At 60.0% G+C, this 21327-nt stretch carries 17 protein-coding genes; 9 read left to right on the top strand and 8 right to left on the bottom strand.

The window, feature by feature from the left end; all coding sequences use genetic code 11:
- Positions 1–139: 139 nt before the first annotated feature.
- Positions 140–2410 (bottom strand): bifunctional 23S rRNA (guanine(2069)-N(7))-methyltransferase RlmK/23S rRNA (guanine(2445)-N(2))-methyltransferase RlmL, encoded by a 2271-nt coding sequence (rlmKL, locus tag ACXX9E_RS14790; protein WP_123463612.1) that lies wholly within the window; start codon positions 2408–2410, stop codon positions 140–142.
- A gap of 530 nt (positions 2411–2940) precedes the next feature.
- Here rlmKL and rmf point away from each other — a divergent pair.
- Positions 2941–3156 (top strand): ribosome modulation factor, encoded by a 216-nt coding sequence (gene rmf / locus ACXX9E_RS14785; RefSeq protein ID WP_003223300.1) that lies wholly within the window; start codon positions 2941–2943, stop codon positions 3154–3156.
- 238 nt (positions 3157–3394) lie between these two features.
- Here the strand turns inward: rmf and ACXX9E_RS14780 are convergent, their stop codons facing one another.
- On the bottom strand, positions 3395–4414 hold the full coding sequence (locus ACXX9E_RS14780) for a quinone-dependent dihydroorotate dehydrogenase (protein WP_128614208.1): 1020 nt from the start codon (positions 4412–4414) through the stop codon (positions 3395–3397).
- A gap of 226 nt (positions 4415–4640) precedes the next feature.
- Here ACXX9E_RS14780 and ACXX9E_RS14775 point away from each other — a divergent pair, with 226 nt between their 5' ends.
- From ACXX9E_RS14775 to cobA, 8 genes are all read left to right on the top strand, one after another.
- The gene (locus ACXX9E_RS14775; protein WP_336347720.1) at positions 4641–5852 is read left to right on the top strand and encodes a CmpA/NrtA family ABC transporter substrate-binding protein; all 1212 of its coding nucleotides are present in this window, start codon (positions 4641–4643) and stop codon (positions 5850–5852) included.
- 15 nt (positions 5853–5867) lie between these two features.
- Positions 5868–6443, top strand: coding sequence for an ANTAR domain-containing response regulator (locus tag ACXX9E_RS14770; protein ID WP_336347719.1), 576 nt, complete (start codon positions 5868–5870; stop codon positions 6441–6443).
- Positions 6444–7149: 706 nt separating this feature from the next.
- A complete protein-coding gene (locus ACXX9E_RS14765; protein WP_458555608.1) occupies positions 7150–8361 on the top strand; it encodes a nitrate/nitrite transporter in 1212 nt (403 codons plus the stop codon).
- Positions 8362–8368: 7 nt separating this feature from the next.
- Entirely contained in the window at positions 8369–10039 is a 1671-nt protein-coding gene (locus tag ACXX9E_RS14760; protein WP_458555607.1) for a bifunctional protein-serine/threonine kinase/phosphatase, read from the top strand.
- Between the two features lie 421 nt (positions 10040–10460).
- A complete protein-coding gene (nirB, locus tag ACXX9E_RS14755; protein ID WP_123463624.1) occupies positions 10461–12914 on the top strand; it encodes a nitrite reductase large subunit NirB in 2454 nt (817 codons plus the stop codon).
- Positions 12911–13228 (top strand): nitrite reductase small subunit NirD, encoded by a 318-nt coding sequence (gene nirD, locus ACXX9E_RS14750; protein WP_123463626.1) that lies wholly within the window; start codon positions 12911–12913, stop codon positions 13226–13228. Before nirB ends, nirD begins: the two co-directional genes overlap by 4 nt.
- Positions 13228–15939, top strand: a complete 2712-nt coding sequence (locus ACXX9E_RS14745) for a nitrate reductase (RefSeq protein WP_458555606.1) — start codon at positions 13228–13230, stop codon at positions 15937–15939. The genes nirD and ACXX9E_RS14745 overlap by 1 nt, the downstream gene beginning before the upstream one ends.
- Before the next feature lie 13 nt (positions 15940–15952).
- Positions 15953–16720 (top strand): uroporphyrinogen-III C-methyltransferase, encoded by a 768-nt coding sequence (gene cobA / locus ACXX9E_RS14740; RefSeq protein ID WP_128616019.1) that lies wholly within the window; start codon positions 15953–15955, stop codon positions 16718–16720.
- 62 nt (positions 16721–16782) lie between these two features.
- On the opposite strand, the gene ACXX9E_RS14735 is transcribed toward cobA, so the two are convergent.
- The 6 genes from ACXX9E_RS14735 to rraA all read right to left on the bottom strand — a co-directional run bounded on the left by ACXX9E_RS14735 (position 16783) and on the right by rraA (position 21269).
- Positions 16783–17832 carry an OmpA family protein gene (locus ACXX9E_RS14735; protein ID WP_128616020.1) on the bottom strand — a complete coding sequence of 350 codons (1050 nt, stop codon included), beginning with the start codon at positions 17830–17832 and terminating at the stop codon, positions 16783–16785.
- Between the two features lie 107 nt (positions 17833–17939).
- Positions 17940–18530, bottom strand: coding sequence for an RNA polymerase sigma factor SigX (gene sigX, locus ACXX9E_RS14730; protein ID WP_011333251.1), 591 nt, complete (start codon positions 18528–18530; stop codon positions 17940–17942).
- An 87-nt stretch (positions 18531–18617) separates the two neighbouring features.
- Positions 18618–19442 carry a mechanosensitive ion channel family protein gene (locus ACXX9E_RS14725; protein WP_123463635.1) on the bottom strand — a complete coding sequence of 275 codons (825 nt, stop codon included), beginning with the start codon at positions 19440–19442 and terminating at the stop codon, positions 18618–18620.
- Between the two features lie 2 nt (positions 19443–19444).
- Complete coding sequence (locus tag ACXX9E_RS14720; protein ID WP_128616021.1) at positions 19445–19693, bottom strand: CrfX protein; 249 nt, start codon at positions 19691–19693, stop codon at positions 19445–19447.
- A 63-nt stretch (positions 19694–19756) separates the two neighbouring features.
- Positions 19757–20752: a divalent cation transporter CmaX gene (cmaX, locus tag ACXX9E_RS14715; protein WP_458555605.1), complete on the bottom strand. Its 996-nt coding sequence runs from the start codon at positions 20750–20752 to the stop codon at positions 19757–19759.
- Positions 20753–20777: 25 nt separating this feature from the next.
- Positions 20778–21269, bottom strand: coding sequence for a ribonuclease E activity regulator RraA (gene rraA / locus ACXX9E_RS14710; RefSeq protein WP_128616022.1), 492 nt, complete (start codon positions 21267–21269; stop codon positions 20778–20780).
- Positions 21270–21327 lie beyond the last annotated feature (58 nt).

The following is a 21327-nucleotide window of genomic DNA, read 5'->3' as shown; positions in this document are numbered from 1 at the left end:
AACTCACTACGCCAGTGTTCCGGGGAAACCCCATTGGCCATGAGTTGAGTTATAGCTATTAGCCATTAATTTGGCTAGCACTGAACGGATCCAAGAGCCTTTAAAAATCAAGGCTCTGTGGATCCAACTTTGGCAAGTGTCAACGAGCCGTGATTTTCCAGGCGCGGTGGATCTTGGTGTTGCGGGCGAAATCCGGATCAATGGTTTGCGCGCTGATTTCCTCGACCGCATAGCGCTCGGTCAGGTTTTCCTCCAACTGGAACTTGCGGAAGTTGTTGGAGAAATACAGCACGCCACCGGTTGCCAGACGCGCCATCGCCAGGTCGATCAACTGCACCTGATCACGCTGCACGTCGAAGATGCCTTCCATGCGCTTGGAGTTGGAGAAGGTCGGCGGATCAATGAAGATCAGGTCGTACTCGTCGCGGCTGCTTTCCAGCCACGCCATCACATCGCCCTGCTCCAGACGGTTCTTGTCAGAGAAACCGTTCAGCGACAGGTTGCGGCGTGCCCAGTCGAGGTAGGTTTTCGACAGGTCGACGCTGGTGGTGCTGCGTGCGCCGCCCTTGGCCGCGTGCACGCTGGCGGTCGCGGTGTAGCAGAACAGATTGAGGAAGCGTTTGCCGGCGGCCTCTTTCTGAATGCGCATGCGCATCGGCCGGTGGTCGAGGAACAGGCCGGTGTCGAGGTAGTCAGTGAGGTTGACCAGCAACTTCACACCGCCTTCGCTCACCTCATTGAACTTGCCCTGCGCCGCCTGACGCTCGTACTGCTTGGTGCCACTCTGGCGCTCGCGGCGTTTGACCACCACGCGGCTCTTGTCGACATTCAGTGCCTGCGGGATCGCTGCCAAGGCGTCGAACATGCGCGCCGAGGCTTTTTCCGGGTCGATCGACTTCGGCGCGGCGTATTCCTGGACGTGCACCCAGTCGTGGTACAGGTCGATGGCCATGGCGTATTCCGGCATGTCGGCATCGTAGACGCGGTAGCAGTCGATGCCTTCGCGCTTGACCCACTTGCTCATCGCCTTGAGATTCTTTTGCAGGCGGTTGGCAAACATCTGCCCGCCCTCACTCAAGCGCGGCTGCTCGATCACCGGGGCCGGAGCGGGCGTCGGTTTGATCGGGTTGCCGTTCTTGTTGAACTTGCGCTCTTGCGGCTCGTCCGGGGTCTGGTCGTAAGCCGCTTGTTCGCGTTCGGCCTGACGCTGCTCCGGGGTACGACGCTCGCCAGTGACGAACTGATCCGGCAGCACCTTGATCAGCAGCAGCTTGCACGGCAGCGCGCCGTTCCAGAACGAATACTGTTTGTGGCTGCGGATGCCCATGCGCTTGCCCAGGTCCGGCGCGCCGGTGAACACCGCGGCTTCCCAGTTCAGGCAGGCCTGACGCAGGCGCTCGCCGAGGTTCTGGTAGAGGTACAACAGACTGGCTTCGTCACCCAGACGCTCGCCGTACGGCGGGTTGCAGATCACCAGACCTTTCTGGTTCTGGTCCGGACGCGGCTCGAAGGTCGCGACTTCGCCCTGGTAGATCTTGATCCACTCGCTCAGACCGGCGCGCTCAACGTTGTTGCGGCCCGGCTGAATCAGACGCGGGTCGGCTTCGTAGCCGCGAATCCACAGCGGTGGCTTGGCCAGACCGGCAGCGGCACGCTCGACGGCTTCTTCATGGAGCTTTTTCCACAGCGCCGGGACGTGACCGAGCCAGGCGGTGAAGCCCCACTGCTCGCGGCGCAGGTTCGGCGCCATGTCGGCGGCGATCATGCCGGCCTCGACCAAGAACGTACCGACACCGCACATCGGGTCAGCCAGCGCGCCGCCTTCGGCCGCAATGCGTGGCCAGCCGGAACGGATCAGAATCGCCGCGGCGAGGTTTTCCTTCAGCGGCGCCGCGCCCTGCTGCAAGCGATAGCCGCGCTGGTGCAGGCTGTGGCCAGAGAGGTCGAGGGAGAGGATCGCTTCGCCGCGATCCAGACGCAGGTGAATGCGCAAGTCCGGGTTGAGCTTGTCGATGCTCGGGCGATCACCCTGCGGGGTGCGCAGTTTGTCGACGATGGCGTCTTTGACTTTGAGGGCACCGAAGTGGGTGTTGTCGATACCCGAGCCGTGGCCGCTGAATTCGACAGCCAGGGTGCCGTCGGCCAGCATGTGATCCTGCCAGTCGATGTCGAGCACGCCGTGATACAGGTCTTCGGCGTCCTTCATCGGGAAACGCTTGAGCACCAGCAACACGCGGTTGGCCAGACGCGACCAAAGGCACAGGCGATAAGCGGTTTCCATGCTCGCCATGCCACGCACGGCGGAAGTGTGCTCGCGCGCTTCTTCAAGGCCAAGCCCGACGGCTTCCTCGATGAGCAGGCCTTCAAGGCCTTTAGGGCAAGTGAGGAAGAGTTCGAAACGGTCGGACATGGTATTTCCAGAGCCTTTGGCTAGTGAATCGGCAACGCATTGCCGATCCGGTTTTCAATCAGGCGCTTTTCTAAAAGAGCGCCCGCGTGGCACGAAGGTGTGCCGTTCCATCCCCGCTGCTCGGGTTAAAGGAGCTTAGATGCCGGGACAGATAAAAAAGTTGATGAAACAAAAAGTCTTAAAGCGACCCTTCGTCGCTTATTAACCTAGCGCAAACGTGGGTCATTCTCACTAAAGGATTAACCCCACCATCCGCCGCGGAGCCGATCATACCGGGGTTTGCTGAAAAAACGTTCATGAAACCCGTCGTTACTTATGGCTGTAGCACTATTTTCGTTACGTCCTTATGACAAAACGATCATTCCCTCGGTGTGACTCATTGGTTAGAACTGACCACAGGTTGACGTCGCAACGGCGTCAACACCTTGGCTCGCCACGCCGGCAGCGAGCCGCACCCCGGCAGAGTTTTCTGCCAGACCTCGGTTGAGGTCAACGCGACACAAACAGTCAACAAGTGAGGGAAACACCCTATGAGAAGACTTAAGCGTGATCCGTTGGAAAGAGCATTTTTGCGCGGATATCAATATGGCGTTGGTGGCAAATCCCGTGAGCTTTGCCCATTTACTCTACCGTCGGTACGCCAAGCCTGGATCAACGGCTGGCGAGAAGGACGCGGCGACAACTGGGACGGTATGACCGGCACTGCGGGAATCCACAGACTCAACGAACTTCACGCCGTTGGCTGACACAGGGCACTGACTGCAACACGACAATCTGAATTTCTAGCGACTTACCATGCACGTCCTTCCCGGACGGCGGGCTACGGCCCAAGGGCTCCTTCGAGGAGCCCTTTTTTATGCCTGTCACATTATTTGTGCTGCACACACCTGTGGGAGCGAGCTTGCTCGCGAAAGCGTCTATTCAGTCAATATCTACAGAGACTGACACACCGCTTTCGCGAGCAAGCTCGCTCCCACAATTGGATCAGCGCAGGGCAGCGATGGCGTCGACCGATTCGCGGATCAGCGCCGGGCCTTTATAGATGAAGCCCGAATAAATCTGCACCAGGCTCGCACCCGCCGTAATCTTCTCGGCCGCATGCTTGCCTTCAGTAATGCCGCCGGCCGCGATGATCGGCAACCGGCCACCCAGTTCCGCCGCCAGCACCTTCACGGTGTGGGTGCTCTTGTCACGCACCGGGGCGCCAGACAGACCGCCCGCCTCGTCACCGTGCTCCATGCCTTCGACGCCGACGCGGCTCAGGGTGGTGTTGGTGGCGATCACCGCGTCCATTCCGGTCTCGATCAGCGCCTGAGCCACTTGCGCGGTCTCTTCATCGGTCATGTCCGGAGCGATCTTGATCGCCAGCGGCACATGCTTGCCGTGGCGCAGGGCCAGCTCGGCGCGACGCGCCGCCAGATCCGCCAGCAACTGCTTGAGCGAATCACCGAACTGCAGGCTGCGCAGGCCCGGGGTGTTCGGCGAGCTGACGTTGACCGTGACATAGCTGGCATGGGCATACACCTTGTCCAGGCAGATCAGGTAATCGTCCACCGCGCGCTCGACCGGGGTGTCGAAGTTCTTGCCGATGTTGATCCCCAGCACGCCGTTGTATTTGGCTGCAGCGACCCGCGCCAGCAGGTTATCCACACCGAGGTTGTTGAAGCCCATACGGTTGATGATCGCCTCGGCTTCCGGCAGACGGAAGATTCGCGGTTTCGGGTTGCCCGGCTGCGGACGCGGGGTCACGGTGCCGATTTCGACAAACCCGAAGCCCAGTTGCGCAAAGCCGTCGATGGCCGCGCCGTTCTTGTCCAGACCGGCCGCCAGACCCACCGGGTTCGGGAAGTCCAGGCCCATGACCGTCACCGGCACGTGCGCCGGCTTCTTGCACAGCATGCCGTTGAGCCCCAGACGCCCACCCGCGCCGATCAGATCCAGCGACAGATCGTGAGAGGTTTCCGGGGAAAGTTTGAACAACAGCTGACGGGCCAGGGTGTACATGGGCGGCGATGACTCGGGCGGCGAAAAGAGGCGGCGATTATAGCCGGGCAACACCCCGGCGCGCGAGGCGCACGCGCAAATCGCCGCGAGTGGCATATGCCTTGCACCTTTCCCCGGTATCAGCCTGCAAGCCAACGACGGCGTGCGGCTCAGGACAATGGCGTCGTCCTCGGTTTTTGCCTGTGCAAAAGCCCGGGACGGCGTTTTTTTTTCAAGGTGGCTTTTTATGAATGATTCGTCCGTCGGGCCGCTGGCCTGGGTCAATGGCAGTGATGCCCCGGAAAAAAGCGCGATCGACCTCGGTTTCATGGCCCTGAGCGATTGCGCCTCGGTCGTCGTCGCTGCCACTCAAGGCTTCGCCCAGCCTTATGGCCTGACCCTCAACCTCAAGCGCCAGACGTCGTGGGCCAATCTGCGCGACAAACTGGTCAGCGGTGAACTCGACGCCGCCCATAGCCTTTACGGCCTGATCTACGCCGTCCATCTGGGCATCGGCGGCGTCGCTTCGACGGACATGGCGGTGTTGATGGGCCTGAACCAGAACGGTCAGAGCCTCAACCTTTCCCACGGCCTGCAAAACCTCGGCGTGATCAGTCCTGAAGCGCTGGATCGCCACGTGCACCAAAGCCGCGCAAAACTGACCTTCGCCCAGACGTTTCCCACCGGCACCCATGCCATGTGGCTCTACTATTGGCTGGCGAGCCAGGGCATTCATCCGTTGCAGGATGTCGACAGTGTGGTGGTGCCGCCGCCGCAAATGGTTGCGCACTTGCAGGCCGGGCGCATCGACGGATTTTGCGTTGGCGAACCGTGGGCAGCCAGCGCGGTGCAGCAGGATCTCGGTTTCACGATGGCGACCAGCCAGAGTATCTGGCCCGATCACCCGGAAAAAGTCCTTGGCTGCACCCGCGAATTTGTCGAGCAGTACCCCAATACCGCGCGGGCGCTGGTGATGGCGGTCCTGGAAGCCAGCCGCTTTATCGAAGAAAGCCCGGAAAACCGCCGCAGCACCGCACAATTGCTCAGCGCGCCGGAATATCTGGACGCTCCGCTTTCGTGCATCGAACCGCGTTTTCTCGGTGATTATGCCGACGGCCTCGGCAATCGCTGGCAGGATCCGCACGCGCTGCGTTTTCACGGCAACGGCGAGGTGAATCTGCCGTATCTGTCGGACGGTATGTGGTTCATGACCCAGTTCCGCCGCTGGGGCCTGCTGCGCGAAGACCCGGATTACCTCGCCGTCGCCCGCCAGGTTCAGCAACTGGATATCTACCGCGACGCCGCCACCGCTGTCGGCGTCGCCGCGTGGGGCACCGACATGCGCAGCAGCCAGTTGCTCGACGGCAAGGTCTGGGACGGCAGCGATCCGGCCGGTTTCGCCCGCAGCTTTAAGCTGCACGCCCTGAGCGATGACGCTCCCCTACTCGCCCGCCGCTGACAGGAGACCGCCAACATGTTGCGCATTCTGCTGATCAACGACACGGCGAAAAAAGTCGGGCGTCTGAAAGCCGCGCTGATTGAAGCCGGTTTCGAGGTGATCGACGAATCCGGTCTGACCATCGACCTGCCAGCCCGCGTCGAAACGGTGCGCCCGGACGTAATCCTGATCGATACCGAGTCACCCGGCCGCGATGTCATGGAACAAGTGGTGCTGGTCAGCCGCGACCAGCCCAGGCCGATCGTGATGTTTACCGATGAACATGATCCGGGGGTGATGCGTCAGGCGATCAGGTCCGGGGTCAGCGCCTACATCGTCGAAGGCATTCACGCACAACGCTTGCAGCCGATTCTGGATGTGGCCATGGCGCGCTTCGAAAGCGATCAGGCCTTGCGTGCGCAACTGCAGGCGCGCGACCAGCAACTGGCCGAGCGCAAGCGCATCGAGCTGGCCAAGGGGTTGCTGATGAAGATGAAGGATTGCAATGAGGAAGAGGCCTACACCCTGATGCGCCGCCAGGCCATGAGCCGGCAGCAGAAGCTGATTCAGGTGGCGGAGCAGATCATTGCCATGAGTGAGTTGCTTGGCTGAAAAGCTCTGGCTGCTTGAAAAGCCCCTCACCCTAGCCCTCTCCCGGAGGGAGAGGGGACCGATCGAGGTGTGCTGGCGTAAAACATCGACCTGAAAGACCGAGTCGATTATGGATTCACAGCAGAAATCACAGGTCGGCGTACTTCGCGAGCATCCCCCAATCAGTCCCCTCTCCCTCCGGAAGATGGAGAGGGGACTGATCGAGGTGTCTGGCGTCAAACATCGACCTGAAAGACCGGGTCGATTATTGATTCACAGCAGAAATCACAGGTCGGCGTACTTCGCGAGCATCCCCTAATCAGCCTCCTCTCCCTCCGGAAGAGGGAGAGGAGGCTGATCGAGGTGTCTGGCGTCAAACATCGACCTGAAAGACCGGGTCGATTATGGATTCACAGCAGAAATCACAGGTCGGCGTACTTCGCGAGCATCCCCCAATCAGTCCCCTCTCCCTCCGGGAGAGGGCTAGGGTGAGGGGCTTTTGATCTTTCACTTGTTGGCACAAATCTCGCTAAGTAAAACGCACAGGTAACCAACGGCGGTTGCCCCACCCACGACAAAGACGTCGCTCACCCGTTTGCCCTTCATGGCGAAACAGGTAGCGGCGTTTTTTGCGTTTTGGCCCCACAGCCCGGGGCCGGTGGTGCGGCCGTGGTGGCGCCCCACCTGCTGTGACTCCTATCGAGACTCTTTTCAGCTGAGGTGCGCGATGAATTCAAGCTTCTGGAAATCCGGCCATACCCCGACCCTGTTCGCGGCCTTCCTGTATTTCGACCTGAGTTTCATGGTCTGGTACCTGCTCGGCCCGCTGGCGGTGCAAATCGCCGCCGACCTGCACCTGACCACGCAACAACGCGGTCTTGTGGTGGCGACGCCGATTCTGGCCGGGGCGGTGCTGCGCTTTGCGATGGGCATGCTGGCTGATCGTCTGTCACCGAAAACTGCCGGTCTGATCGGCCAGGTCATCGTGATCTGCGCACTGTTCGGTGCGTGGAAACTCGGTATCCACAGTTACGAACAGGCTCTGCTGCTGGGTCTGTTCCTCGGCATGGCCGGTGCGTCGTTCGCTGTGGCCCTGCCATTGGCGTCACAGTGGTATCCGCCGCAGCATCAGGGCAAAGCCATGGGCATTGCCGGTGCAGGCAACTCTGGCACCGTGTTCGCCGCGCTGATTGCACCGGTGCTGGCGGCTTCGTTTGGCTGGAGCAATGTGTTCGGTTTCGCCTTGATCCCGCTGATACTGACACTGGTGCTGTTCGCCTGGCTGGCGAAAAACGCCCCTGAGCGGCCGAAAGCCAAAGCGATGGCTGACTACTTCAAAGCCTTGGGCGACCGCGATAGCTGGTGGTTCATGTTTTTCTACAGCGTCACCTTCGGCGGTTTCATCGGCCTGGCCAGCGCCCTGCCCGGCTACTTCAACGACCAATACGGCCTGAGCCCGGTCACGGCGGGTTACTACACCGCGGCCTGCGTATTCGGTGGCAGTTTGATGCGGCCGCTGGGTGGCGCGCTGGCGGATCGCTTCGGCGGCATCCGCACCTTGCTGACGATGTACACCGTCGCTGCCGTCTGCATCGCTGCCGTCGGGTTTAACCTGCCAAGTTCCTACGCCGCGCTGGCACTTTTCGTCTGCACCATGCTCGGTTTAGGGGCAGGCAACGGCGCAGTGTTCCAACTGGTGCCGCAGCGTTTTCGTCTGGAGATCGGCGTGATGACCGGGTTGATCGGCATGGCCGGCGGTATCGGCGGATTTGCCTTGGCCGCCGGCATGGGCGCGATCAAACAGAGCACCGGCAGCTACCAACTGGCCCTGTGGTTGTTCGCCAGCCTCGGCGTACTGGCGTGGTTTGGCCTGCACGGCGTCAAGCGTCGCTGGAGAACCACCTGGGGTTCGGCAGCCGTGACGGCGGCGCGGGTCTGAGGCGTCGATGGCCCTGCAACTGAGTTTTGCCGAAGCCAGCGCCACCGGGCCGCGTGCGGAGAATCAGGACGCTTTGCGTCTGGTCACGCCCGCTCCGGCACTGGCGGCGAGCAAGGGTTATCTGTTCGCTATCGCTGATGGCGTCAGCCAGTGTGCCGATGGCGGACTGGCTGCGCGTTCGACCTTGCAGGCGCTGGCGCTCGACTACTACGCCACACCGGAAACCTGGAGCGTGGCACAAGCACTGGATCGCCTGCTGCTCGCGCAAAATCGTTGGCTGCAGGCCAATGGCGGTGGCCAACCCTTGCTCACCACCGTCAGTGCTGTGGTCATGCGTGGTCGGCGTTTTACCCTCGCCCACGTTGGAGATTGCCGGGTGTATCGCTGGCACGGCGATAGTTTGCAGCGGATCTCTGAAGATCACGTCTGGGATCAGCCGGGTATGCAGCACGTGCTCAAGCGCGCGCTGGGGCTGGATCAGCATCTGGTGCTGGATTTTCTCGACGGAGAGCTGCGTGACGGTGAAAGCTTTGTGCTGCTCAGTGACGGTGTCTGGTCAACGCTGGGCGATACCGCGATTGCAGCGATTCTGCGTGATCAGCCGGATCTGCGCAGCGCCGCGCAAACACTGGTCAACGCGGCGCATCTGGCGGGGAGTCAGGACAATGCCAGTGCATTGCTGGTGCGCGTCGATGCGCTGGGTGAAGCAAATATCGGCGATGCATTGATTCATTTGCAGCAATGGCCGCTGCCGCCGCCGCTGAAACCTGGCCAATCCTTCGAAGGCTGGCAGGTTCAGGGGATTGTCGCTCAGAGTCAGCAATCGCTGCTGTATAGGGTTGTCGATGGACAAGGCCAGATGTGGTTGCTGAAAACCCTGCCGTCGCGCAGCGCCGATGATCCTCACGCCGGGCAAGCGCTGCTGTCCGAGGAATGGTTCCTGAAACGTGTGGCCGGCCGGCACTTTCCTGAAGTCCATGCCTGCCAGCAGCGTCAGCATTTGTACTACGTGATGCGGGAATATTCCGGGACGACGCTGGCGCAGCTGTTTCAACAGTACGGCCCATTGCCGCTGGCGCAATGGCAGGATATTGCCGAGCGCCTGCTGCGCGCGGTGGGGCTTTTGCATCGACGGCAGATTGTGCACCGGGACATCAAACCGGAAAACCTGCATTGGGGTGACGACGGTGAGTTACGTCTGCTGGATTTTGGTTTGGCGTATTGCCCGGGCTTGTCCGAAGACGCGCCGTCAACGCTGCCCGGAACCCCAAGTTACATCGCCCCGGAAGCGTTTCGCGGGGATCCGCCGAGTGTGCAGCAGGATTTGTATGCGGTCGGCGTGACCCTGTATTTCCTGCTCACCGGGCATTTTCCCTATGGCGAGATTGAGGCGTTTCAGCGGCCGCGCTTTGGCGTGCCGGTAAGCGCCAGTCGTTATCGGCCGGATCTGCCGGAATGGTTGGCGCAGAGTCTGGAGCGTGGTGTGGCAGCGGATCCGCAGCAGCGTTTTGAAACGGCTGAAGAGTGGTTGCTGGTGTTGGAACAGGGCGAGCGGCGCAGTTTGAGCGTGCGTCCTCGACCGTTATTGGAGCGGGAGCCGCTGAAGGTCTGGCGGACGATGGCGTTGCTGGCATTGCTCGGGAATCTGGTGCTGCTGGTTTTGTTGTTTCACAGTTGAACCGCATCGCGCCATTCGCGAGCAAGCTCGCTCCAACAGGGGATTTGTGAACACCACAGCCCCCAGTGGGAGCGAGCTTGCTCGCGAAGGCGCCCGCCCAATCACCACAAATTCAACTGCCTGAAGGCCCCACGAACGAGCAACCCGCTTCGAATCAGTGCAAAAAAACCATCCTCAAAATCCGTCACCCCCAATAAACCCGCCACCGTCCCCACTTGGCACAACCACTGCATTACCCCACTCAACACACACATAAAGCCCAACCTTCAACGACGAAGGCCGGGCTTCCCGAGAGAACGGGACCAGGACAAAGGCGTCCTCGCTAGGCAACTAGCGGGACGCCTTTTTTTGTTTGCGCAAAATTTCTCGAGCAAGGCCTGACTGCCCACAAGAGGCCAGCCGCCGCTCCCCGGAGACCCTGATGAAAAAACTCAAACTGGTGATGATCGGCAATGGCATGGCCGGCGTCCGCACCCTGGAAGAACTGCTCAAACTGAGCGACGAGCTCTATGACATCACCGTCTTCGGCGCCGAACCGCACACCAACTACAACCGCATCCTGCTCTCGCCAGTGCTGGCCGGTGAGCAGACTTTCGAAGAGATCGTCCTCAACGATCTGGACTGGTACCTGGAAAACAACATCAAGCTGCTGCTCAACCGCAAAGTGGTGGAGATCGACCGGGTCAAACGTCGGGTAATCGCCGAGGACGGCACCGAAGCTGAATACGATCGCCTGTTGATCGCCACCGGCTCGACGCCGTTCATCCTGCCGATCCCCGGTAACACTCTGCACGGGGTGATCGGCTACCGCGACATCGCCGACACCCAGGCAATGATCGACACCGCGAAAACCCACAAGCACGCGGTGGTCATCGGCGGTGGCCTGCTCGGCCTCGAAGCCGCCAACGGCCTGATGCTGCGCGGCATGCACGTCACCGTGGTGCACCTTGGTGAATGGCTGCTGGAGCGGCAACTGGACAAGACCAGCGGCCAACTCCTGCAAAGCGCCCTCGAATCACGCGGCCTGCATTTTCGCCTGTGCGAGCAAACCCAGGCACTGCATGACGCCGGCAACGGTCGGGTCGGCTCGGTGCAATTCAAGAACGGCGACATCATCCCGGCCGATCTGGTGGTGATGGCCGCCGGCATTCGCCCCAATACCGAACTGGCGGAAAAGGCCGGCATCCCGTGCAACCGCGGGATTCTGGTCAACGACACCCTGCAAACCTACGACCCGCGTATCTATGCCATCGGCGAGTGCGCCAGCCATCGCGGCATCGCCTATGGCCTGGTAGCACCGTTGTTTGAACAAGCCAAGGTCTGCGCCAACCACCTCGCACAATTGGGATTCGCCCGTTATCAGGGCTCGGTAACCTCGACCAAATTGAAAGTCACCGGCATCGACCTGTTCTCCGCCGGCGACTTCATGGGCGGTGAAGGCACGGAAACCATCACCCTCTCCGATCCGATTGGCGGCGTGTACAAAAAACTGGTGATCAAGGATGACGTACTGGTCGGCGCCTGTCTGTACGGCGATACGGCGGATGGCGGTTGGTATTTCCGGCAGATTCGTGAGAATCACGCCATCGGCGAGATCCGCGATCATCTGATGTTTGGGGAAAATGCGTTAGGCGATGTAGGACATCAAGGCCAGGACAAAGCCATGAGCATGGCCGACACCGCCGAAGTCTGCGGCTGCAACGGCGTGTGCAAAGGCACCATCGTCAAGGCGATCCAGGAACACGGCCTGTTCAGCGTCGACGAGGTGAAAAAACACACCAAAGCTGCCAGTTCCTGTGGTTCCTGCACCGGGCTGGTCGAGCAGATCCTGATCAACACCGTCGGCGGCGCGGCGGACGTCAAACCAAAAAGCGAAAAAGCCATCTGCGGCTGCAGCGACCTCAATCACGGGCAGATTCGCCAGGCCATTCGCGAGCAGCATCTGCTGACCATCGCGGGCGTCATGAGCTACCTCAACTGGCGTACACCCAATGGCTGTGCAACCTGCCGGCCGGCGCTCAACTACTACCTGATTTCCACCTGGCCCGGCGAAGCCAAGGACGATCCGCAATCGCGCCTGATCAACGAACGCGCCCACGCCAACATTCAGAAGGACGGCACCTACTCGGTGGTTCCGCGGATGTGGGGCGGCGTGACCAACCCTTCGGAACTGCGGCGGATAGCCGACGTGGCCGACAAGTACAACGTGCCCATGGTCAAGGTCACCGGCGGCCAGCGCATCGACCTGCTGGGGATCAAGAAGCAGGACTTGCCCGGCGTCTGGAAGGACCTCGACATGCCCTCCGGCCACGCCTACGGCAAATCTATCCGCACCGTTAAAACCTGCGTCGGCAGCGAGTTCTGCCGCTTCGGCACGCAGAATTCGACGCAGTTGGGCATCGAACTGGAACACGACCTGTTCAACATGTGGTCACCGCACAAAGTGAAGCTGGCCGTCTCCGGTTGCCCACGCAACTGCTCGGAAGCGGGGATCAAGGACGTCGGCATTATCGGCGTCGACTCCGGCTGGGAGATGTACATCGGCGGCAACGGCGGGATCAAGACCGAAGTCGCCGAGTTCTTCGTCAAGCTCAAGACCGCCGAAGAAGTCCGTGAATACAACGGCGCCTTCCTGCAGCTCTATCGCGAAGAAGCCTTTTACCTCGAACGCACCGTGCACTACCTGCAACGGGTCGGCATGGAGCACATCAAGCAAGCGGTGCTTGAAGACCCGGAGCGCCGCAAAGCCCTCAACGAACGCCTGCAATTCTCCCTGTCGTTCGAACAGGACCCGTGGAAAGAGCGTCTGGCGCAGCCGCAACTGAAGAAAGAATTCGACGTGATTCCCGTGAAAAACCTGGAGGTACCGGCATGAACTGGCTCGATATCTGTGCCCTGGATGAAATCAATGCGCTCGGTTCGCGGATCATTGCTGGCCCCAAAGGCGACATCGCGATTTTTCGTACAAGCGACGATGAGGTTTTCGCTCTCGATGACCGCTGCCCACACAAGGGCGGCCCGTTGTCGCAGGGTTTGATCTACGGTAAGCGCGTGGCCTGTCCGTTGCACAACTGGCAGATCGACCTGCAAACCGGCGAAGCCCAGGCCCCGGACATCGGCTGCGCGCACCATCATCCGGCCCGGGTCGAGAACGGCCGGGTGCAACTGGCGCTGCGGGATGCCGTCTGATGAACCGCCAGACGACCGCCTCGACCTGCTGCTATTGCGGGGTCGGCTGCGGCGTGCTGATCGAACATGACGGCGAGCGCATCCTCGGCGTCAGCGGCGATCCGGCGCATCCGGCCAACTTCGGCAAACTGTGCAGCAAAGGCTCGACCCTGCACCTGACTGGCGACCTTGCGGCCCGCGCGCTGTACCCGGAGCTGCGCCTGGGCAAGGGCCTGGCGCGCAGCCGCACCGATTGGGACACCGCACTGGAACACGCCGCCAACGTATTCGCCGAGACCATCGCCGAACACGGCCCGGACAGCGTGGCGTTCTATATTTCCGGTCAGTTGCTGACCGAGGACTACTACGCCTTCAACAAACTCGCCCGGGCGCTGGTCGGCACCAACAACATCGACAGCAATTCACGGCTGTGCATGTCTTCGGCAGTGGTTGGCTACAAGCGCAGCCTCGGTGCCGACGCGCCCCCATGCAGCTACGAGGATCTGGAACTCAGTGATTGCGTGATGATCGTCGGCAGTAACATGGCCTACGCACATCCGGTACTTTTTCGTCGGCTTGAAGAGGCAAAATCCCGCCGCCCACAGATGAAGGTCATCGTCATCGATCCCCGCCGCACCGACACCTGCGACTTGGCGGATCTGCATCTGGCCATTTTGCCGGGCACCGATGTCGCTTTGTTTCATGGGATTTTGCATCTGCTGTTGTGGGAAGACTGGATCGATCGCGACTTCATCAAGGCGCACACCGAAGGCCTTGCCGAGTTGAAGAACCTGGTGCGCGATTACACCCCGCAAATGGTTGCGCAACTGTGCGGGATCAGCCTCGAGCAATTGCAGCAATGTGCTGAATGGGTGGGCACGTCAGCGAGTTTTCTGTCCTTGTGGTGCATGGGCTTGAACCAGTCCACGGCCGGCAGCGCGAAAAACAGCGCATTGATCAATCTGCATCTGGCCACCGGGCAGATTGGCCGCCCGGGAGCAGGACCGTTCTCCCTTACCGGTCAGCCGAATGCCATGGGCGGGCGGGAAACCGGCAGCCTGGCGAATCTGTTGCCCGGCCATCGAGAGGTCGCCAACCCGCAACACCGCGCCGACGTGGCGCACTACTGGGGTGTAGAGCGGCTACCGGAAACCCCCGGGCTCAGCGCCATCGAACTGTTCGAGCAGGTGCGCAATGGCAAGATCAAGGCGCTGTGGATTGCCTGCACGAATCCGGCGCAATCGCTGCCGGATCAGAGCGCGGTGCGGGCAGCGCTGCAAGCCTGCCCGTTTGTCGTACTGCAAGAAGCCTTCCGCACCACCGAAACCGCTGCGTTCGCCGACCTGCTCTTGCCCGCTGCCAGTTGGGGCGAGAAGGAAGGTTCGGTGACCAATTCCGAGCGCCGTATTTCCCACGTGCGCAAAGCCATTCTCCCACCCGGTGAAGCGCGAGCGGATTGGTCGATCACGGTGGACTTTGCACAACGGCTGGAGAAACGCTTGCGCCCCGAGGCGCCAAGCCTGTTTGCCTTCGATCAATCCGCGCAGTTATTCGATGAATACAAACTGCTGACGCGCGGTCGGGATCTGGACTTGTCCGGAATCAGCCATGCGTTGATTGATGAGATCGGGCCGCAGCAATGGCCCTTCCCCATCGGCGCCCGAAAAGGGACGGCGCGCTTGTACGCAGACGGCATTTTTCCTACGGCCAACGGGCGCGCTCAGTTCATGGCCGAGCCTTACCGAGCTGCCAAAGAGCAGCGTGATGCGCGCTTCCCGTTGACATTAATCACCGGGCGCCTGCGTGATCAGTGGCACGGTATGAGCCGTACCGGTACCGCTGCTCAATTGTTTGGGCATGTCAGCGAGGCGCAGTTAAGCCTGCATCCGGATGAATTGCGTCGGCATCGCTTGCAGCCAGGCGATCTGGTCAACCTGAAAAGCCGTCGGGGCGCCGTGATCGTTGCTGTTGGCAGCGACGACAGCGTGCGTCCGGGACAGGCGTTTTTACCCATGCATTGGGGCGATCGTTTTCTCAAGGGCGGTGTGAACAATCTGACCCAACCGGCGTTCGACCCGTTGTCGAAGCAACCGGAGCTCAAACACAGTGGCGTGCGCCTGGAGAAAGTGGACTTGCCGTGGCAACTGTTCGCCCTGATCGAGGGCGATGTTCAACGGCATATCGAGGCCCTACGCCCCCTCTGCGAGGCGTTTTCCTACGTCAGTCTCAGCCTTGTCGGACGTGAACGATCAGCAATGCTGATACGCGCAGCCAGCCACGAGGCACCGGATGCGCCATTGCTCGGTGAAATCGACCGATGCCTTTCGCTCAGCGACGGCCCGGTATTGGCCTACGACGATCCGCGCCGTGCCATTGGCAAGCGTGTGCGCATTGAAAACGGCCGGATCACGGCGATTCGCCTCGCCGGCGAAACCCTCGCCCAGCATTGGCTGCAAGGGTTGTGGCTGGAAGGCCGTGCGGATGAACAACTGCGGCGCTGGCTGCTGGCGCCCATGAGCACGCCGCCGGGCAGTGCCGGGGCGCAAATGGCTGTGGATAAAACCCTGTGCAACTGCAAAAACGTCAGCCTCAACGCAGTCTGCGCCGGCATTCGCCGGGGCATGGACCTGCAGGGTCTGAAGAGCCAGCTGGGCTGCGGCACGCAATGCGGCTCGTGTGTCCCGGAAATAAAACGCTTGCTGGCTGCCAACCTGCAGCCAGCCGTCATCTGATGAGGAACACACCATGAATGCGAAAGTCTGGCTGGTGGGTGCAGGGCCGGGTGATCCGGAACTGCTGACCCTCAAAGCGGTACGCGCCTTGCGCGAAGCCGATGTGGTGCTGATCGATGACCTGGTCAACGGCGCGGTGCTGGAACACTGCCCTGCCGCGCGCATCATTGCGGTGGGCAAACGGGGTGGATGCCGATCGACACCGCAGGCCTTTATCCATCGACTGATGCTGCGCTATGCCCGCCAGGGCAAGTGCGTGGTACGGCTCAAGGGCGGCGATCCGTGCATTTTCGGACGTGGTGGTGAAGAGGCACAGTGGCTGCGTGAGCGTGGCGTTGAAGTGGAATTGGTCAATGGCATCACTGCCGGGCTGGCCGGGGCGACGCAATGTGATATTCCGCTGACGTTACGCGGCGTGGCGCGTGGGGTGACACTGGTGACTGCACACACGCAGGACGACAGCCAGTTGAACTGGCAGGCACTGGCGCAGGGCGGCACCACGCTGGTGATTTATATGGGCGTGGCCAAGCTGGGCGAGATTCGCGATCAACTGTTGGCGGGCGGGATGGCGGCGGATACGCCGGTGGCGATGATCGAGAATGCGTCGTTGCCAGCGCAGCGCGAATGCCGGAGCAATCTGACGTCAATGAGTGACGATGCGTGCAGGTTTGAACTCAAGAGCCCTGCCATTCTGGTGATCGGCGCAGTGGCGGCTGTTGTTGAAGATCAAAAGATCGCAGCCTGCGGCAGCACCTGCACAGGGACCGCGTGCGTCTCGTAAGCCCAAATCGCAGGCAAAGAAAAGCCCGGCCTGAGCCGGGCTTTTCTCGGAGCGGCAGCTAATTACTTAGCTTGAGCTTCAACCTGCGCTTCTACGCGACGGTTTACAGCACGGCCAGCTTCAGTTTTGTTGTCAGCAACTGGGCGGGTTTCGCCGTAGCCGATCGACTGAACGCGGGACGATTCAACACCGTACTGGTTGGTCAGAACTTGCTTAACGGCGTTTGCACGACGCTCAGACAGTTTCTGGTTGTAAGCGTCAGGACCGACGGAGTCAGTGTGACCTTCAACAGTGGTGTGAGTGGCTGGGTACTGCTTCATGAAGTCAGCCAGGTTCTTGATGTCAGCGTAGCTGTTTGGCTTGACGACCGACTTGTCGAAGTCGAATTTCACGTCCAGCTCTACACGAACAACTTCAGCAACTGCTGGGCAGCCATCAGCGTCAACAGTTACGTTGGCTGGGGTGTCCGGGCACTTGTCAACGTTGTCGCAAACGCCATCGTTGTCGCTGTCGGAGCAGACTTCAGCCGGAGCTGGAACTGGAGCAGCAGCTGGCTTGCCGCCGCCACCGAAGTTCACACCCAGACCAACCGATGGAGCGTAGTCCCAACGGCCGTTGTCCAGTTTGTAGTCAGCTTCTACGCCAGCACGGGCGAAGAAGTTTTCGGCGAAGTAGTACTTAACGCCAGCGCCTGCAGTCAGGAAAGTCGACTGGTCGCGACCGGTGTGACCGTCAGCTGCTACGTTGGTCAGAGTGCCGTGCTTAACGCCACCTTCAACGTATGGACGCAGAGCGTCGCCAGCGTTGTTGAAGTGGTATTGAGCGGTCAGACCAAAGTTGTCGCCTTTGATTTTCTGGCTGCCGGTGCCATCGTTCGAACGGGTGTGGTTGTTACGATCCCAGCCGAAGTTGATCGAGACGTCATCGGTCAGGAAGTAACCGATTTTGGCGCCTGGGTTGAAGCCGTCTTCGACATGATCAATGCTGTCGTTGTACTGCTTCTTGTAGTTGATCTCGCCTTCAACTGCGCCTTGGCCTTGTGCCAGTGCGCCGAACGAAGTAGCGGCAATAAGAGAACCAATGGCCAAGCCCAAGGTGTTTTTCAGTTTCATCCGTTAAATCCCCATCTGGTGATTGTGAAGCAGTCCCGCAAACCGGGGGACAACTCGGCGGCAAGTCTATCAGAACTTGCCTACACGTAAGAGATATTTGCGCTGAACTAAGTTTCAGCAATGCCTGCAAATTTCTCACGCAATTTATCTAGAGCACGTTTGTACCGCATTTTTGTCGCACTCAAACCCATGTGCATGATGTCTGCGATCTCCTGAAACTCCAGTTCTGCGACAAATCGTAGCACCAGAATTTCACGGTCAATCGGGTTCACATACACCAGCCAGCGATCGAGTCCGCCCTTCTCCTCGGGTTTCGGCGCCTTTTCTTCCGACGCTTCTTCCAGGGGGTCCAGACTCAAAGCGTCCATCAAGCGACGCTTGCGCCGTTCCTTCCGATACTGCGTGATGCATTCGTTGTAGGTGATGCTGTAAAGCCAGGTTTTGAACTTCGATTTCCCCTCGAAGTTCTTCAGGCCGTACAGCACCTTCAACATCACTTCCTGACAGACATCGTCTGCGTCGCGATCGTTCCCAAGATATCTCGCACAAACGTTAAATAATGTTCGCTGGTAACGCCGCATCAGCTCTTCATAGGCGCGCGTAACGTGAAACAGCTCGGTATGCGAGCGCGCGACCAACTCCTCATCAGAGAGCTCACGGGGGTCATAGCGCGTGGATAGCGTTTGGGCTTTATTCAAAACAAGTCGTGCCGACAGTCAGGTCAATGTCCGCCGCTACCCTCTCAGGGCATTTTGCGGCGGCATACATTAGCAGGGTTTGCCGGGTTAGCGGCTACTCACATGCTGTTCCAGCAGGATCCGATTGGAGAGTGAGACTAGCTCACCCTCATCGGTCAACAATGTGGTTTTAACCGTGCCGATCTCCTCGATCTGGCCTTCGACCTCACCAACACGCACTTGTTGCCCAACCTGATACAACTCACGCACATAGATTCCCGCAAGAATCTGACCGGCAATTTCCCGGCTGCCCAGCCCCATTGCCAGCGCAACCGCCAGACCAACGGTAATCAAAACGATGACGATCACATGGTTCAACAGGTCGGTCTTGACCTCGAGCTGGCTGATTGCGACCGAGATGCTGATGATGATCACCAACCCTTGGGCAATTCGACCCAAACCCGAAGCGTAGTCCAGCCCTACGCCTTCTGCCGCCCCGCGCACCAGCCCGTTGGCCAGTTGTGCGAGCAAAACACCCACCAGCAGCACCAGGCCAGCACCGAAAACCTTCGGCAAATACAACGCCAGCATGTCGAGCGTAGCTGAAACTCGCTCAAGCCCAAGAGACTCTGCCGCAGAAACCAGAAAAATCAGCAGAACGAACCAATAGACGATTTTGCCGATCAAGGTCGAAATCGGCACCTGCAACCCCGCCCGCGACATCAACTTGGTCAACCCGGTGCCACCCATCAGGCGATCGAGGCCCAGTTTGGCGAGCAATTTGGACAGCAAGGTATCGAGCAGCTTCGCCACCACGAAACCCAACAGCAGCACCACCAGGGCGCCGAACAGGTTCGGAATGAAGTTGGCGACTTTGGTCCACAACGCAGTCATTGCAGTGACGAGGCTCTGAGTCCAGAGATCAAGTTCCATATTCAATCAGCCTTATCAGCAGTGCGGTCAGCAGGTTTACGAAGACGGGAAACCGGCGATACGTGGGCCGATCCGTTATTCAGGGCGATCATCAGCGCGGGCAGCCAGCGGCCCAGCAGGCTGAACAGATCACCGGCGCCAACCTGGCGGTTGGCGGTTTTGAGTACGCGGCCCAGGCACGCGTCGTCGTCGCGGCCGGACGGCGAGGCGTTGAGCATGTCGCGCAAAGACTGTTCAAACGGATCGTGCATACGCACCTCTCGTGATGTCTGTGAAAGACGCGGGCAGATTTGGTCGGGTCACATGCGCCATCTTCATACCCAGCGCAAACGACGGAATAACCACCACTGACCGAAGGCCAGGGCGAGTACCGTCAGACAGGCAATCAGGAAACCATAAGGGCTGCTGGAGAACGGGATACCGCCGACGTTTATGCCCAGCAGACCGGTGATGAAACTCATCGGCAAAAAGATGCAGGTGATGATCCCGAAGCGGTACATGGTGCGATTCATGCGCTCGCTCAAACGCCGGTCTTCGGCCTCCAGCACAAGCCCCACGCGCTCTCGGGTCAATTCGAGCTCTTCGAGATAGCGGGTCAGGCTGTTGTTGAGTTCGTTCCAGTAATCGGCATCGTCATCGACAAACCACGGCAGTTTTGTCCGCGTGAGTTGTCCGAAAATATCCCGCTGCGGTGCAAGAAAACGCTTTAGTCCGGCCGCCCGACGACGGATGTGCAAAATGGCGCCATGCTCGGGAGTATACCGTTCGTCGGCATCCATCTTTTCTTCTTCCTCATCGGCGATTTCCGAGAGGCAAGTGACCAGATCCTGCACCTTGTTGGTGAGGAACTGCGCCAGATAAAGCATGAGTTCGGAGGAAGTTTTCGGGCCTTTGCCGTCCGCCAGTTGAGCCAGCAACTCATCGGTGGCACGCAATGGACGCAGACGCAGGGAGATCACACGTTGGGCGCTAGCAAAAATCCGCACCGAAACCATGTCTTCAGGTTCAGCCCCCGGATTGAGATTGACCCCGCGCAGAAACAGCAGCAGCTCGGAATCGGGCAACGGCAACAGACGCGGACGGGTGTTCTCTTCCAGCAGCAGGTCGCAGGTGAACTCGTTGAGACCACTGGACCGACGCAGCCAGGTCTGGGTTTGCGGATGGCTGCGATCCCAGTGCAGCCACAGGCTTTCATGCGCCTGCAGCTGCAAATCGTCGAGCTCGGTCCGGGCTATCGAACGCGCACCGCCTTTACCGTCCAGCACCAGGGCATGCACCAGCCCCCATTGCGCGTTTTCTTCCTCGAACATCCGCATCCCTTGGTCGTACCGCAGTTTATTCAGGCATCTTCAGCGGACTCGGCGAGACGATCACGCCGTTGTTGTCCGCATAAATGTACTGGCCGGGGTGAAACGTCACGCCCGCGAAGGTCACCGGGACGTTGAGGTCGCCGATGCCGCGTTTTTCAGTCTTCTTTGGATGGCTGGCCAGGGCCTGAACGCCCAGATCGGTCTGCGCGATCACGTCAACGTCACGGATGCAGCCGTAGATCACCAGCCCTTCCCAGCCGTTTTTCGCAGCTTTCTCGGCAATCATGTCGCCCAGCAGCGCGCAACGCAGCGAACCGCCGCCATCGACCACCAGCACCTTGCCATTGCCCTGGTGTTCGGCTTGTTCTTTGACCAGCGAGTTGTCTTCGAAGCATTTGATGGTCACGATTTCGCCGCCGAAGGAATCACGGCCGCCGAAATTGCTGAACATCGGTTCCAGCACCTGCACCAGCTCCGGATAGGCGTCGCACAGGTCAGGCGTGAGGTAATGGTTCATCGAAAAACTCCTGTAACAAGGAAGACGATCAAGGATGTCGCACTCTGTTGAAACGAGT

The sequence above is a fragment of the Pseudomonas sp. GNP014 genome, from assembly GCF_054344005.1.
This window is presented reverse-complemented; position numbering and strand designations above follow the sequence as displayed.

Coding starts and splice junctions, on each gene's coding strand:
- rlmKL (WP_123463612.1), bottom strand. CDS start 2,410: ATGTCCGACCGTTTCGAACTCTTCCTCACTTGCCCTAAAGGCCTTGAA.
- rmf (WP_003223300.1), top strand. CDS start 2,941: ATGAGAAGACTTAAGCGTGATCCGTTGGAAAGAGCATTTTTGCGCGGA.
- ACXX9E_RS14780 (WP_128614208.1), bottom strand. CDS start 4,414: ATGTACACCCTGGCCCGTCAGCTGTTGTTCAAACTTTCCCCGGAAACC.
- ACXX9E_RS14775 (WP_336347720.1), top strand. CDS start 4,641: ATGAATGATTCGTCCGTCGGGCCGCTGGCCTGGGTCAATGGCAGTGAT.
- ACXX9E_RS14770 (WP_336347719.1), top strand. CDS start 5,868: ATGTTGCGCATTCTGCTGATCAACGACACGGCGAAAAAAGTCGGGCGT.
- ACXX9E_RS14765 (WP_458555608.1), top strand. CDS start 7,150: ATGAATTCAAGCTTCTGGAAATCCGGCCATACCCCGACCCTGTTCGCG.
- ACXX9E_RS14760 (WP_458555607.1), top strand. CDS start 8,369: ATGGCCCTGCAACTGAGTTTTGCCGAAGCCAGCGCCACCGGGCCGCGT.
- nirB (WP_123463624.1), top strand. CDS start 10,461: ATGAAAAAACTCAAACTGGTGATGATCGGCAATGGCATGGCCGGCGTC.
- nirD (WP_123463626.1), top strand. CDS start 12,911: ATGAACTGGCTCGATATCTGTGCCCTGGATGAAATCAATGCGCTCGGT.
- ACXX9E_RS14745 (WP_458555606.1), top strand. CDS start 13,228: ATGAACCGCCAGACGACCGCCTCGACCTGCTGCTATTGCGGGGTCGGC.
- cobA (WP_128616019.1), top strand. CDS start 15,953: ATGAATGCGAAAGTCTGGCTGGTGGGTGCAGGGCCGGGTGATCCGGAA.
- ACXX9E_RS14735 (WP_128616020.1), bottom strand. CDS start 17,832: ATGAAACTGAAAAACACCTTGGGCTTGGCCATTGGTTCTCTTATTGCC.
- ACXX9E_RS14725 (WP_123463635.1), bottom strand. CDS start 19,442: ATGGAACTTGATCTCTGGACTCAGAGCCTCGTCACTGCAATGACTGCG.
- ACXX9E_RS14720 (WP_128616021.1), bottom strand. CDS start 19,693: ATGCACGATCCGTTTGAACAGTCTTTGCGCGACATGCTCAACGCCTCG.
- cmaX (WP_458555605.1), bottom strand. CDS start 20,752: ATGTTCGAGGAAGAAAACGCGCAATGGGGGCTGGTGCATGCCCTGGTG.
- rraA (WP_128616022.1), bottom strand. CDS start 21,269: ATGAACCATTACCTCACGCCTGACCTGTGCGACGCCTATCCGGAGCTG.